The 12,749-nt window shown below is 66.6% G+C and carries 11 protein-coding genes; 9 read left to right on the top strand and 2 right to left on the bottom strand.

Annotated elements, in window-relative coordinates; translation table 11 throughout:
- Window positions 1-144: 144 nt before the first annotated feature.
- Entirely contained in the window at window positions 145-1,152 is a 1,008-nt protein-coding gene (locus ACYVGE_RS08270) for an AraC family transcriptional regulator (protein ID WP_460728852.1), read from the top strand.
- 153 nt (window positions 1,153-1,305) lie between these two features.
- On the opposite strand, the gene ACYVGE_RS08265 is transcribed toward ACYVGE_RS08270, so the two are convergent.
- Window positions 1,306-3,672 carry a Tex family protein gene (locus ACYVGE_RS08265; RefSeq protein ID WP_460728850.1) on the bottom strand — a complete coding sequence of 789 codons (2,367 nt, stop codon included), beginning with the start codon at window positions 3,670-3,672 and terminating at the stop codon, window positions 1,306-1,308.
- 240 nt (window positions 3,673-3,912) lie between these two features.
- On the opposite strand from ACYVGE_RS08265, the gene queD reads away from it, so the two are divergent.
- The 5 genes from queD (at window position 3,913) to ACYVGE_RS08240 (ending at window position 10,222) form a co-directional block, all read left to right on the top strand.
- Window positions 3,913-4,269 carry a 6-carboxytetrahydropterin synthase QueD gene (gene queD / locus ACYVGE_RS08260; RefSeq protein ID WP_460728848.1) on the top strand — a complete coding sequence of 119 codons (357 nt, stop codon included), beginning with the start codon at window positions 3,913-3,915 and terminating at the stop codon, window positions 4,267-4,269.
- Between the two features lie 167 nt (window positions 4,270-4,436).
- A complete protein-coding gene (locus tag ACYVGE_RS08255; RefSeq protein ID WP_460728846.1) occupies window positions 4,437-4,838 on the top strand; it encodes a phasin family protein in 402 nt (133 codons plus the stop codon).
- Window positions 4,839-4,999: 161 nt separating this feature from the next.
- Entirely contained in the window at window positions 5,000-5,764 is a 765-nt protein-coding gene (locus ACYVGE_RS08250; protein ID WP_460728844.1) for a TetR/AcrR family transcriptional regulator, read from the top strand.
- Complete coding sequence (locus ACYVGE_RS08245) at window positions 5,764-6,978, top strand: efflux RND transporter periplasmic adaptor subunit (RefSeq protein WP_460728842.1); 1,215 nt, start codon at window positions 5,764-5,766, stop codon at window positions 6,976-6,978. The genes ACYVGE_RS08250 and ACYVGE_RS08245 overlap by 1 nt, the downstream gene beginning before the upstream one ends.
- A gap of 76 nt (window positions 6,979-7,054) precedes the next feature.
- Window positions 7,055-10,222: an efflux RND transporter permease subunit gene (locus ACYVGE_RS08240; RefSeq protein ID WP_460728840.1), complete on the top strand. Its 3,168-nt coding sequence runs from the start codon at window positions 7,055-7,057 to the stop codon at window positions 10,220-10,222.
- 63 nt (window positions 10,223-10,285) lie between these two features.
- On the opposite strand, the gene bioD is transcribed toward ACYVGE_RS08240, so the two are convergent.
- Window positions 10,286-10,960: a dethiobiotin synthase gene (gene bioD, locus ACYVGE_RS08235; protein ID WP_460728838.1), complete on the bottom strand. Its 675-nt coding sequence runs from the start codon at window positions 10,958-10,960 to the stop codon at window positions 10,286-10,288.
- 161 nt (window positions 10,961-11,121) lie between these two features.
- Here bioD and ACYVGE_RS08230 point away from each other — a divergent pair, with 161 nt between their 5' ends.
- From ACYVGE_RS08230 to ACYVGE_RS08220, 3 genes are all read left to right on the top strand, one after another.
- On the top strand, window positions 11,122-11,607 hold the full coding sequence (locus ACYVGE_RS08230; RefSeq protein ID WP_460728836.1) for a GAF domain-containing protein: 486 nt from the start codon (window positions 11,122-11,124) through the stop codon (window positions 11,605-11,607).
- Entirely contained in the window at window positions 11,604-12,026 is a 423-nt protein-coding gene (locus ACYVGE_RS08225; RefSeq protein WP_460728834.1) for a TfoX/Sxy family protein, read from the top strand. Before ACYVGE_RS08230 ends, ACYVGE_RS08225 begins: the two co-directional genes overlap by 4 nt.
- A 233-nt stretch (window positions 12,027-12,259) precedes the next feature.
- Entirely contained in the window at window positions 12,260-12,727 is a 468-nt protein-coding gene (locus ACYVGE_RS08220) for a hypothetical protein (RefSeq protein WP_460728832.1), read from the top strand.
- Window positions 12,728-12,749: the final 22 nt, after the last annotated feature.

Below are 12,749 nucleotides of genomic sequence, written 5' to 3'. Positions count from 1 at the left end.
TCAAACCTCTCAAACGGAACCGGAGTCGCGGCCTCCGCAGGGAGGCGAACGGCTTCGACTGTAGGCAGGCGGGGTGCGCAACTCTTGCCAAACGGCGACAATGACTTTTCATTTCATGACACCCCCCCGACGCCGGACCCGTTCATGAGCAGCCTCATTCGCGCGGCCACGCTGAAGAACTATTTCGAGGTGGCGCAGGAGCTCGGCCTCAATCCCCAGCCGCTGCTGCACGCGGCCGGCCTGAGCCGGACCATGCTGGCCGACCCCGACCGGCGCATTCCGGCCGCCGCCGCCGTCAGGCTGCTGGAAGACTCCGCGCGCCTGGGCGACTGCGACACCTTCGGCCTGCGCATGGCCGAGTCGCGGCAGTTGTCGGACTTCGGCGTGGTCAGCCTGCTGCTGATCCACCAGCCGACCCTGCGCGACGCCCTGGTCGCGACCATGCAGTACCGCCATCTGCTCAACGAGTTGCTGGCCATCCACGTCGAGGAAAGCGGCCGCACCGTGGTGATCCGCGAGGAATTCGTGCCCGACGCGGGCACGTCCTCGCGCCAGGCCACCGAACTCGCGCTCGGCGCCCTGTATCGCCTGTGCGGCGCCCTGCTGGGTCCGCACTGGAAACCGCACAGCGTGAACTTCACCCATGGCGCGCCCGAGAACCTGCTGGTCCACCGCCGCGTGTTCCGCTGCGCCCTGGAGTTCGACCGCGAGTTCAATGGCATCGTCTGCGATGCCACCGACCTCAATTTCCCCAACCCGTCCGCCGATCCGGCCATGGCCGTCTACGTCAAGCGCCTGGTGGAATCGCTGCCGGCGCCCGACCGGAACTCCATTGCCACCGATGTGCGCAAGGATCTCTACATCCTGATGCCGATGGGACAGGCGACCATCGAGCAGGTGGCGCGCGGCCGCGGCATGAATGTGCGCACGCTGCAGCGCCGGCTCGAGGAAGCCGACGAAACCTTCTCCAACACTTTGAATTCGGTGCGCACCGAACTGGCGCTGCGCTACATGGAAAACCGGCGCTACTCGCTGCAGGTGGTCGGCCGGTTGCTGGGCTTTTCCGCGCCCAGTTCGTTCACGCGCTGGTTCAGCGCCGAATTCGGCACGGCGCCACGCGAATGGCGCAAGGCCTTCCGCCAACGCGACTGAGCGCGCGGACCGAATTCACGGGAGCGGACGGGATCAAAAGGGTTCGAGGTTGCGCAGCGCGCGCGATGCCCACGGCGATCGATGCGGGCAAGCGTCGCAACGATCATGGAACAGCGCCCGCCGGTTCCGCACCGGCGGGCGTGCTCTTGTTACTCAGCTGCCGTTCTTGGCGCGCGCGAATGCCGCCGCCAGTGCGTTGTTGGCCGGTGCTGGTGCCGGTGCCTGCGGGCGCGGTGCCGGACCGCGGTTGCCATCCCGTCCGCCGCTGCGCGCGGCATTGCCGCCGCGTGCATCGCGATCGTTGCCACGCGGTTCGCGCGGCGCCGGCGCCGCATCGTCGAGCCTGCGCGTCAACGCGATGCGCTTGCGCGCGATGTCGACCTCGAGCACGCGCACCTTGACGATGTCGCCCGCCTTCACCACGTCGCGCGGGTCCTTCACGTAGGTGTCGGACAGCGCGGAGATGTGGATCAGGCCGTCCTGGTGCACGCCGATGTCGACGAAAGCGCCGAATGCGGCGACGTTGCTGATCACGCCTTCCAGGATCATGCCGACCTTGAGGTCTCGGATCTCTTCGACGCCGTCGGCGAAGCGCGCGGCCTTGAACTCGGGGCGCGGATCGCGGCCTGGCTTCTCCAGTTCCTTGAGGATGTCGCGCACCGTCGGCACGCCGAACTTGTCGTCGGTGAACTGCTCGGCCTTGAGGCCGCGCAGCAGCGCGGCGTCGCCGATCAGCTGCTTCACTTCACGGCCGCACTGCTTGAGGATGCGTTCGACGACGGGGTACGCCTCGGGGTGCACGGAGGAGCTGTCGAGCGGCTGCTCGCCACCGGCGATGCGCAGGAAGCCGGCGCACTGCTCGAAGGTCTTGTCGCCCAGGCGCGGCACCTTCAACAGCTCCTTGCGGCTCCTGAAGGCGCCGTTCTGGTCGCGGTAGACGACGATGTTCTCCGCCACCGTCGACGAAAGGCCCGACACGCGCGTGAGCAAGGCGGCCGATGCGGTGTTCACGTCGACGCCGACGGCGTTCACGCAGTCCTCGACCCTGGCGTCGAGCGCGCGCGCCAGGCGGAACTGATCGACGTCGTGCTGGTACTGGCCGACGCCAATCGCCTTGGGTTCGATCTTCACCAGTTCGGCGAGCGGATCCTGCAGGCGGCGCGCGATCGACACCGCGCCGCGGATCGACACGTCCAGGTTCGGGAACTCCTTGGCGGCGAATTCGGATGCCGAGTACACCGACGCGCCGGCTTCGGACACGACGATCTTCTGCATCTTCAACTCAGGCGCGAGCTTGATGAGGTCGCCGGCGAGCTTGTCGGTCTCGCGCGAGGCGGTGCCGTTGCCGATCGAGATCAGTTCGACGCCGTGCTTCGCGCACAGCGCGCGCAGGGTGTGCAAGGACTGGTCCCACTGCCTGCGCGGCTCGTGCGGGTAGATGGTGTCGGTGGCCACGAGCTTGCCGGTGTTGTCGACCACGGCGACTTTCACGCCCGTGCGGAGGCCCGGATCGAGGCCGAGCACGGCCTTGCGGCCGGCAGGCGCGGCGAGCAGCAGGTCCTTGAGATTGTTGCCGAACACATCGATGGCTTCGGCTTCAGCCTTCTCGCGCGCCTGTGCGAACAGGTCGAGCAGCAGGTGCAGGTGCAGCTTCGCCTTCCAGGTGAGGCGGCAGCTGTCCTGCAGCCACTTGTCGGCGGGACGGCCCTGCGCCTTCACGCCGGCGTGGTGGGCGACGCGGCCTTCGGCGAGCACGTGACCGGCGTCCGCGTCGGCGCCGGGATCCAGGTCGAGAAACAGGATTTCCTCGCGGCGCGCGCGGAACAGCGCGAGCAGGCGATGCGAGGGAATCTTCGCCAGCGATTCGCTGTGTTCGAAGTAGTCGCGGTACTTGGCGCCTTCGTTCTCCTTGCCTTCGGCGACGCGCGCACGGATCACGCCGACCTCGTGCAGCCAGTTGCGCAACTCGCCCACGAGCGCGGCATCTTCGCCCCAGCGCTCCATCAGGATCGCGCGGGCACCGTCGAGCGCGGCCTTGGTGTCGGCCACGCCCTTCTCGGCATCGATGAAAGTAATCGCGAATTCCTCCGGCGTGCGCGTCGGATCGCCGAGCAGTCCGTCCGCCAGCGGCTCGAGGCCGGCTTCGCGCGCGATCTGTGCCTTGGTGCGGCGCTTGGGCTTGTACGGCAGGTACAGGTCTTCCAGGCGCGACTTGCTGTCGGCACCCAGGATCTCCGCGCGTAGTTCGTCGCTCAGCTTGCCCTGCTCGTCGATGCTCGCCAGCACCGCGGCGCGGCGGTCTTCCAGCTCGCGCAGATAGGTCAGGCGCGTCTCGAGGTTGCGCAGCTGGGTGTCGTCGAGGCCGCCGGTGACTTCCTTGCGGTAGCGCGCGATGAAGGGAACCGTGGCGCCTTCATCCAGCAGGGCGATGGCGGCCTGGGCCTGGGCGGACTGCGCGCCGATCTCGGCGGCGATGGTGGAAGCGATCTGGCGGGCGAGCTGCGGGGAAATCTCGGGCATTGCGTTGTTCGGCATCGTTGCTGCGGGAATGCAGGGCCGATTGTGGCAACGCATCCGCTGCGGCGTAAGCATTGACAAAGCGGGCTCGTGTGGAGCTTGGCGCGGGTGGGTTTGGGGTCGTCGCTAGATGAACAGCCAGTGGTTCGCCATCGCTGGCCGCGGGCGCGGCATCGATGGTGTCGTTGGTTCGAGTCATCCGGGGGCCGGTTCGAGTCATCCGCGGGCCAGTAGAATGGCGGCATGGATATCTTCAAGGTCTTTACGCTCGAAGCCGCGCACCGGCTGCCCAACGTGCCCGAAGGCCACAAGTGCGCGCGCCTGCACGGGCATTCGTTCCGGGTGGAGGTCCGCCTGCGCGGCGAGATCGGCCCGGAGACCGGCTGGGTGATGGACTTCGCCGACGTAAAGACGGCCTTCCAGCCGCTGTACGACCAATTGGACCACCACTACCTCAACGACATCCCCGGCCTGGACAACCCGACCAGCGAGCGCCTGGCAGTCTGGATCTGGGAGCGCCTGAAGCCCACGTTGCCCCTGCTGGACGAAGTGGTGGTGCACGAGACCTGCACGTCCGGCTGCCGCTACCGCGGGCCCTAAGCCAGCGCGCCGCGGCCGGCATGGCCGCACAACCCCTTGTTTCCTAAAAGGATCCTGAATCCGGGGTCGCTGTCATACGCTTGTTGTTGCATTGCAACAATTGCCCCGGTATGCTGCACCGCACCAATCCGGCAACCGCTGGATCCGCAGTCCCCACAGGAGCCGCCATGTACCAGTTCAACGAACAGTTTGCCGCCGCCTCGCGCCAGTTCGCGGACACGGCCGCCCAGATCAACCGCATCGCCCTCGAGAACGCCCAGGCCCTGTTCGGCCTGCAGGTCAGCGCGATCGAAGAGCGCGCCAACGCCACCTTCGCCTTCTTCGGTGAAGCTGCCCAGGCCCGCGATCTCGACGCCCTCAAGACTCTGCTGCCGAAGGGCGTGCAGGTCGCCCGCGAGAACGTCGAGCGCACCGTCGCCGTCGGCCAGGAAGTCTACGGCCGTACCCTGAAGGCCAACGAGGCCATCGGCCAGATCACCAAGTCGCAGCTGGAAACCGTCGTCGCCAAGACCCAGGCCACGGTCGAAGAAGCCGCCGACAAGGTCGCCAAGGCCGCCAAGGCCAAGTAAGCCGCAACCGTCTCTCTCTCCACTCCCCCAGTGGAACAACGAACCCGGTGGCCCCCGCTACCGGGTTTTTTGTTGCCTGTCGCCAAAATTAGCCATTTGCTCAAAATTTGAATCAAGTTCAAAATTAGTAACCCCCGCCTGCCCCCACCCCTCCCCCGCCCATGGGCACCAAGGAACGCCGCCAGCGCGAACTCTCCGCGCGCGAACAACGCTTCCTCGACTGCGCGCAGGGCCTGATCCAGCGCGACGGGCTGCTGAGCCTGCAGATGTCGCGGATCGCCGAAGAGTGCGACTACGCGGTAGGCACCCTGTACCAGCACTTCGCCAGCAAGGAGGACCTGCTGGTCACGCTGGCCACGCGTGACTGCATGAGCCGCGTGGAGTTGTTCGAACGCGCGGCGAAGTGGACCGGTCCCACCCGCGAACGCATGCTCGCCATCGCCATCGCCGACCTGATGATGATCCGCGCGCAACCGGAATTCTTCCGTCTCGCGCAATACGTCTTCACTGACGTGATCTGGCATGCCGCATCGGCGAAGACACGGCAGCGTTCGCTCGAAACCAGTGCGCCGATCGGAGTCTTGATCGAGGGCATCGCCACCGACGCCGTTCGCCTGGGCGACCTGCCCGCGAATACCGGCCTCACCCCGGAGACCCTGACCATCGGCCCATGGACCCTGTGCATGGGCATGCATACTTTGGTCCATGCCGAAGGCGTGCTCGAACGCCACGATGCCGGCGAGCCCTACCGCCTGCTGATCAAACACCTGCAGCACCTGCTCAACGGCTACGGCTGGCGGCCGCTGTTTGACGTATCGGACGAGGCGGCGATCGACGCGCAACTGGCGCGCATCAGCCGCGAGGTCTTCGATTCACCTTCTCCGCCACTCGGCGGCGCAACGCACTCCTACAAGGAAGCAACGTAATGGCCAGGCACGATTCTCCGCGCACGTCTGCAACGCGCGAACCCTCGAGCAAGAAGCGCATGTTCTGGATGCTGCTGATCACCGGCCTGGTGTTCGGCCTGGTATTCGGCGTCAAGGCCTTTTTCGCCGCGCAGACCAACAAGTACTTCGACAACATGCCGCAGCCGCCGGCGACGATCAGCGCCGGCGTCGCGCAGGCGCAGACCTGGCACGACACGGTGCAGGGCGTCGGCACCATGGTTGCGGTCAACGGTACCCAGGTGACCACCGAATCGCCCGGCGTGATCAGCGAGATCCATTTCAAGCCCGGCGACCAGGTCAAGGCCGGCGCGGTACTGCTGCAACTCAATGCCTCGACCGAAGTGGCGACGCTGAAGTCGCTGGAGGCCACCGCGCGCCTGACCGCGACCCAGAGCGACCGCTACTACGAGCTCGCCCAGACCAAGCTGGTCTCGCGCGATGAAGCCGACAAGCGCGCCGCCGACGCCGCCACCGCGCGTGCGCAGGTCGACGCGCAGCGCGCGCTGGTCGCGCGCAAGACCATCCGCGCGCCCTTCTCGGGCGTGCTCGGCATCCGCAAGGTCAACCTCGGCCAGTACGTGGAGCCGGGCGCCGAACTGGTCAGCCTGCAGCAGCTGGATCCGATCTACCTCAACTTCACCCTGCCCGAACAGCGCCTGCCGGCCATCCGCCAGGGTTCGGTGGTGAGCGTGCAGGTGGACGCGATGCCGGGGCGGAATTTCGAAGGCACGATCACCTCGGTCGAGCCGCAGGTCGATCCGCAGACGCGCAACTTCCAGGTGCAGGCGACGCTGCGCAATCCGGACAACGCCCTGCGCCCCGGTACGTTCGCCCGCGTCTCCTTCGACCAGGGCAGCGAACAGCGCGTGGTGGTGATCCCGCAGACCGCGATCAGCTTCAATCCTTACGGCAATTCGGTGTACGTGATCACGCAGGCACCGGCGCCGGCCAAGGCCGATCCCGCGCAAGACAAGCCCGAGGGCAAGCCGCCGGGACCGGCGCTGGTGGTCAAGCAGCGCTTCGTGAAGACGGGGGCCACGCACGGCGACCTCATCGCCATCACGGAAGGCCTCAAGCCCGGCGAACGCGTCGCCACCAGCGGCCTGCTCAAGCTGCGCAACGACGCCACGGTGATCATCAACAACTCCGTGCTGCCCACGTCGGAAAAGTCGCCGACGCCGGTCAACCGCTGAGCACCCTTCTCGCCGTCGCGCCGCGCAGTGCGCGGAGTGACGGCAACACGTAGCGCCACCCCACCAAGGCCGCACGATGAAATTCACCGACATCTTCATCAAGAAACCCGTGCTGGCGCTCGTCGTCAGCCTGTTCATCCTGCTGCTGGGACTGCGGGCAAGCACGTCATTGAACGTGCGCCAGTACCCCGAGCTGCAGAATGCCGTCATCAACGTCAGCACCACGTACTTCGGTGCCGACGCCGACCTGATCCAGGGCTTCATCACCACGCCGCTCGAGCGCGAAATCGCCAGCGCCGAAGGCATCGACTACCTGGTGTCCAACAGCACCGCCGGCTCGTCCTCCATCCAGGCCTACATCCGCCTGGACCGCAACGCGAACGAGGCCCTCACCGAGATCGCCGCCAAGGTCAACAAGCTACGCGGACAACTGCCGCCGGAGTCTGAAGACCCGGTGATCGAACTGCAGCAGGGCGAACAGATCGCGGCGATGTACCTGTCGTTCGACAGCACCCTGCTCGACAACAACCAGATCACCGACTACCTGGCGCGCGCGGTCGAACCCAAGCTCGCGACCATCCCCGGCGTGCAGCGTGCCGAGGTCATCGGCAGCGGCACCTTCGCCATGCGCGTATGGATGAAGCCGGACCGCATGACCGCGCTCAAGGTCACCGCGAGCGACGTCTTCAACGCCCTGCAGTCCAACAACGTGCTGTCCGCACTGGGCCAAACCAAGGGCCAGATGGTCTCCATCGACCTCACGGCGCGCACCGACCTGCGCACGCCCGAGGAGTTCAAGCAGCTGGTGATCCGCTCGCAGGACGGCGCGATCGTGCGCCTGGGCGACATCGCCGACGTGGTATTGGGTTCGGAAAGCTACGGTTCGTCGGTGTCGATGAACGGCCGCTCGGCGACATTCATGGGCATCTTCGTCGCGCCCGATGCCAACTCGCTCGACGTGATCAAGCAGGTGCGCGAGACCCTCGACCGGGACATCAAGCCGCAGCTGCCTGAGGGCCTGAGCGCCAGCGTCCCCTACGACAGCACCAAGTACATCGACGACGCCATCAACGAGGTGATCCACACCATCGTCGAGGCGGTGCTGATCGTGATCGTGGTGATCTACCTGTTCCTGGGCAGCTTCCGCAGCGTGTTGATCCCCGCGGTGACCGTGCCACTGTCGCTGATCGGCTCGTTGTTCCTGATGCTGCTGATGGGCTTCACCATCAACCTTCTGACCCTGCTGGCGATGGTGCTCGCGATTGGCATCGTGGTGGACGACGCGATCATCGTGCTGGAGAACGTGCACCGGCATATCGAGGAAGGGATGAAACCCTTCGATGCGGCGATACGCGGCGCACGCGAACTGGCATGGCCAGTAGTGGCGATGACCACCACGCTCGTCGCGGTGTACATCCCGATCGGCTTCCAGGGCGGCCTGACCGGCGTGCTGTTCACCGAGTTCGCCTTCACCCTGGCCGGCGCCGTGCTGCTGTCAGGCGTGATCGCGCTCACCCTGACGCCGATGATGTGCGCCAAGATCCTCAAGGCACACGAGCATGGCACCGGCAAGGGCAAGCTGGAGACGTGGCTCGACAACCAGTTCGAGAAGCTGCGCGGCAGCTACGAGCACCGCCTGCACAGCGCGCTCTCCACGAAGGCGGTCATCGCGGTCTTCGGCGCACTCGTCTTCATCTCCTGCGTCTTCCTGTACCGGGGTTCGCCGCAGGAACCGGCACCAGCGGAAGACCAGGGCTTCATTTTCTCGTTCTCGTCGGCCGACCCGGCGTCCACGCTCGACTATGTGGAGCGTTACACCGAAGAGCTCACCAAGATCGGCAAGAACACGCCGGAGAACGAGAACTTCTTCCTCATCAACGGTGGCGCCGGCACCAACACCGCCATCGCCGGCTTCGTGCTGAAGCCGTGGGGCGAGCGCAACCGCTCCACCCAGCAGGTGCTGGACCAGACGATCCAGCCGGGGCTGTCGAAGATCACCGGCCTCAACGTGTTCGCGCAGGTGCCGCCCGCGCTGCCCAGCGCCGGTGGCGGCGGTGGCGGCGGCGAGTTCGTGATCGGCGGCACTGGTTCGTTGACGCAGCTGCAGGAGCTTGCCGACGCCGTGCTGACCAAGGCACGCGAGAGCAAGCGCTTCATCTTCCTCGACAAGGACCTGAAGATCGACAAGCCGCGCGTGGAAGTGCAGATCGACCGCGACAAGGCGGCGCTGCTGGGCATCGACATGCGCACGCTGTCGGCGGACATGTCGGCGATGCTGTCGGGCGCCTATTCCAACCGCTTCGCGCTGCAGAACCGTTCCTACCGCGTGATCCCGCAGGTGCAGCGCAGCGACCGCCTCAACGCCACCGACCTCACCAACTATTACACCCGCACCAAGGACGGCGACCTGATCCCGCTGTCGACCATTGTCACGCTCAAGGAGTCCGCACAGCCAGAGCAGCTCAAGCGTTTCCAGCAGCTCAACGCGGTGTCGATCACGTTCGCGCCGCGCCCGGGCGTGAGCAAGGGTGAGGCACTGTCGATCCTGGAGAACGCGGCGAAGCAGGTGCTGCCGCAGGGCTACAGCGTCGACTACGCCGGCGAGTCGCGCCAGTTCAAGCAGGAGGGGCAGGCGATGCTGCTGACGCTGGCCCTGGCGATCATCGTGATCTTCCTGGTGCTGTCGGCGCAGTTCGAGAGCTTCCGCGACGCGATCATCATGTTGCTGACCGTTCCGATGGCGATCTGCGGCGCGCTGCTGGTGCTCAACATACTGGCGATCCTCAACGGCATCCTCGGCGCCATGGGGATGGCGGGCTTCCCCGGCATGAGCATCAACATCTACACCCAGGTCGGGCTGGTGACACTCGTCGGCGTTATCTCCAAGCACGGCATCCTGATCGTGGAGTTCGCCAACAAGCTGCAGATCGAGCAGGGCCTGAGCAAGCGCGACGCCATCGAGCAGGCCGCCGGCATCCGCCTGCGCCCGGTGCTGATGACCACCGCGGCCCTGGTCTTCGCGATGATGCCGTTGCTGATCGCCAGCGGCGCAGGCGCCGCCGCGCGCTTCTCTATGGGCCTGGTGATCGCGGCAGGCATGCTGATCGGCACGATGTTCACCCTGTTCGTGCTGCCGGCGTTCTACCTGTACCTGGCCCAGGACCACAACGCGCGCCGCGCAAGGCAGGCGGAAGCGGGGACGGGTACGGAACCGTCGTTGCCGCCGACACCCGACGCCGGCTGAGACGACACCCGACCACCAGAACGGGCGCAGCGATGCGCCCGTTCTGCTTTCAGCGAGCCAGCGTCAGCCCGGCAGGGTCAGGTAGCGCGACATCGCCCGCGCATCCGGCACGGGCGCATGCGGCAGCCGTCCCCAGCACGCCACCGGCAGCACGCGCTGCAGGATGGCGAAGTTGTCGTCGGCGCGTGCCATCCCCGGATCGATGCCGTTGGCGATCCAGCCGACGAGGTTCGCGCCGTCCGCCGCGATCGCGCACGCCGTCAGCCGTGCGTGGTTGATGCAGCCCAGGCGCAGGCCGACGACCATCACCACCGGCAGCTGCAGGGCACGCACCACCTCGACCTGGTCGATCGTTGCCGTCAGCGGCGCGGCCCAGCCGCCCACGCCTTCGACCACCACCGCATCCGCCTGCGCCGCGAGCCGCGCGTGCGCAGCAATGATCGTCGCCAGCTCGATCGACACGCCCGCGTCGGCCGCTGCCAGCTCCGGCGCCAGCGGCTGTGGCAGCGCATAGGGATTGACGTCGGCGTAGGCCGGGACCGGATCGCTGGCCTGCTGCAACGCGAGGGCATCCTCGTTGCGCCAGCCCTCGCCCCTGTCTTCGCAGCCGCTCGCCACCGGCTTCATGCCCACGGCACGCAGGCCACGTGCACGCAGCGCATGCAGCAGCGCGGCGCTGGCGATCGACTTGCCGATGCCGGTATCGGTGCCGGTGATGTAGCAGGAATGCAGGGTCATGGCCGGCATCCTAGTGCAGGGGCAGGCGAAGCGTGAGGCGCTGTCCTGCTGCGAGTCTGCGGCAGCGCATGAAGCACGGTGATTTGCCGTTATCAGCCGCCGGCGCGGCGTCATTGATACCGCCGGGGCACTCGACTGCGGGCCGCTGTTACACTGCGGCCATGACCTTCACCGCCACCCAGCTCAGCGGCAGCAAGCAGCAGCAGTACGCGCAGCTGCTGGAGCAGGCGCGCGGACTGATGTTTGGCGAGCGCGACCGCGTCGCCAACGCCGCCAACGTCTCGGCGCTGGTCTATAACGCGCTGCCGGCGCTCAACTGGGTCGGCTTCTACTTCTTCGACGGCAAGGAACTGGTGGTTGGCCCGTTCCAGGGCCTGCCGGCCTGCATCCGCATTCCGCTCGACAAGGGTGTGTGCGGCGCGGCCGCGACCACGCGGCAGACGCAGCGCGTCGCCGACGTGCATGCCTTCCCCGGCCATATCGCCTGCGATGCCGCGTCGCGTTCGGAAGTCGTGGTGCCGTTGCTGCTTGGCAACGAGCTGGTAGGCGTATTCGATCTGGACAGCCCGGAACCCGACCGCTTCGACGCCGAAGACCAGCTCGGCCTTGAAGCCATCGCGCAGGCCTTCGTGGAGTCGCTCGCATGACCGCAGTGAAGATGCGCAACATCGGACCCAAGAGTGCCGCCTGGCTGCGCCAGGTTGGCCTGCGCTCGCTCGAAGACCTCACGGCCGTGGGCACGGTCGAAGCCTTCATGCGCGTCAAGCGCGCCGGCTTCAAACCGGGTCTCAACCTGCTTTATGCGATCGAAGGCGCCCTGCTCGACTGCCACTGGCAGGAAGTGCCCGAGGAGCGGCGCCAGCAACTCATCCTCGCCGCCGATGCCGCCACCGCGCTGCTGCCGCCGCCACGCAACCGCCCCGCCGCCGGGCCGGTGACCACGACCATGAGCTCGCGCGGTCCCGACGAGGCCATGGGCACGGACGACCACGACCTCGATTCGGCTGGCGATGCCGACGCGGGTGACTCGTCCTATGACCACAGTGCGATAGGCAGCGAAGACTGAGCTGCACCAGGGCGCCGGCAGGCTGCCGTAACGTCCCGACATAACCGGTTCCACGCTCGCCCCGCTGCGCCTGCACGCCCGGCAGCCGGGCGAATAGCCGCCTGCTGGACCCGATGGGCCCAACGGCCAATTGGAACCCGCTGACCCGGGCACTACCGTGCTCCTTGGCCCGGCCCACTTCGGTCAGGTCGAAAGTGTCCGCACTCCCCCGGCCCACTCTCGAGGAGAACCCCATGGATCTCGCCCCCGACGATGTGGCGCCGCAGGCCTATTCCAACCGGCAACGACTGTTCATGCGGTACTTCACCGCGGTGCTCGTCGACCTCGTCATCCTGAATCTGTTCGAGGAGTACTGGAGCTGGGTCACGATCGAGTCGTTCACGATCTCGCTGCTCGCCGCGATCCTGCTGCAGATCCTGCTGCGCGCGACCATCGCCGTCGAGCATCGGGTGGCCGCCTACTTCAATGCGCGCAAGGGCAAGTGGGCGCGGTTCATGCGCTTCTTCTGCGCGTGGCTGGTGATTTTCGGTTCCAAGTTCGTGATCCTCGAGGCGCTCGACATGGCCTTCGGGGACGCGGTGAGTTTCGGCGGCCCGTTCCATGGCCTCATCGCGATCATCGTCGTCGTCGTGGCGATGCTCGGCATCGAGGAACTCATCGTGCGCTTCTATCGCCGGCTCGGCGACAACCCAAGCGCCTGAGGCGCAAACCCGGATGCAGAAA

This window comes from Lysobacter rhizosphaerae, from assembly GCF_054779795.1.
The sequence above is the reverse complement of the archived record's forward strand: the minus strand, read 5'-3'. Positions and strand labels throughout refer to the sequence as shown.

Excerpts from the sequence above, each read along its gene's own strand:
- ACYVGE_RS08270 (WP_460728852.1), top strand. The coding sequence starts at position 145 with ATGAGCAGCCTCATTCGCGCGGCCACGCTGAAGAACTATTTCGAGGTG.
- ACYVGE_RS08265 (WP_460728850.1), bottom strand. The coding sequence starts at position 3,672 with ATGCCCGAGATTTCCCCGCAGCTCGCCCGCCAGATCGCTTCCACCATC.
- queD (WP_460728848.1), top strand. The coding sequence starts at position 3,913 with ATGGATATCTTCAAGGTCTTTACGCTCGAAGCCGCGCACCGGCTGCCC.
- ACYVGE_RS08255 (WP_460728846.1), top strand. The coding sequence starts at position 4,437 with ATGTACCAGTTCAACGAACAGTTTGCCGCCGCCTCGCGCCAGTTCGCG.
- ACYVGE_RS08250 (WP_460728844.1), top strand. The coding sequence starts at position 5,000 with ATGGGCACCAAGGAACGCCGCCAGCGCGAACTCTCCGCGCGCGAACAA.
- ACYVGE_RS08245 (WP_460728842.1), top strand. The coding sequence starts at position 5,764 with ATGGCCAGGCACGATTCTCCGCGCACGTCTGCAACGCGCGAACCCTCG.
- ACYVGE_RS08240 (WP_460728840.1), top strand. The coding sequence starts at position 7,055 with ATGAAATTCACCGACATCTTCATCAAGAAACCCGTGCTGGCGCTCGTC.
- bioD (WP_460728838.1), bottom strand. The coding sequence starts at position 10,960 with ATGACCCTGCATTCCTGCTACATCACCGGCACCGATACCGGCATCGGC.
- ACYVGE_RS08230 (WP_460728836.1), top strand. The coding sequence starts at position 11,122 with ATGACCTTCACCGCCACCCAGCTCAGCGGCAGCAAGCAGCAGCAGTAC.
- ACYVGE_RS08225 (WP_460728834.1), top strand. The coding sequence starts at position 11,604 with ATGACCGCAGTGAAGATGCGCAACATCGGACCCAAGAGTGCCGCCTGG.
- ACYVGE_RS08220 (WP_460728832.1), top strand. The coding sequence starts at position 12,260 with ATGGATCTCGCCCCCGACGATGTGGCGCCGCAGGCCTATTCCAACCGG.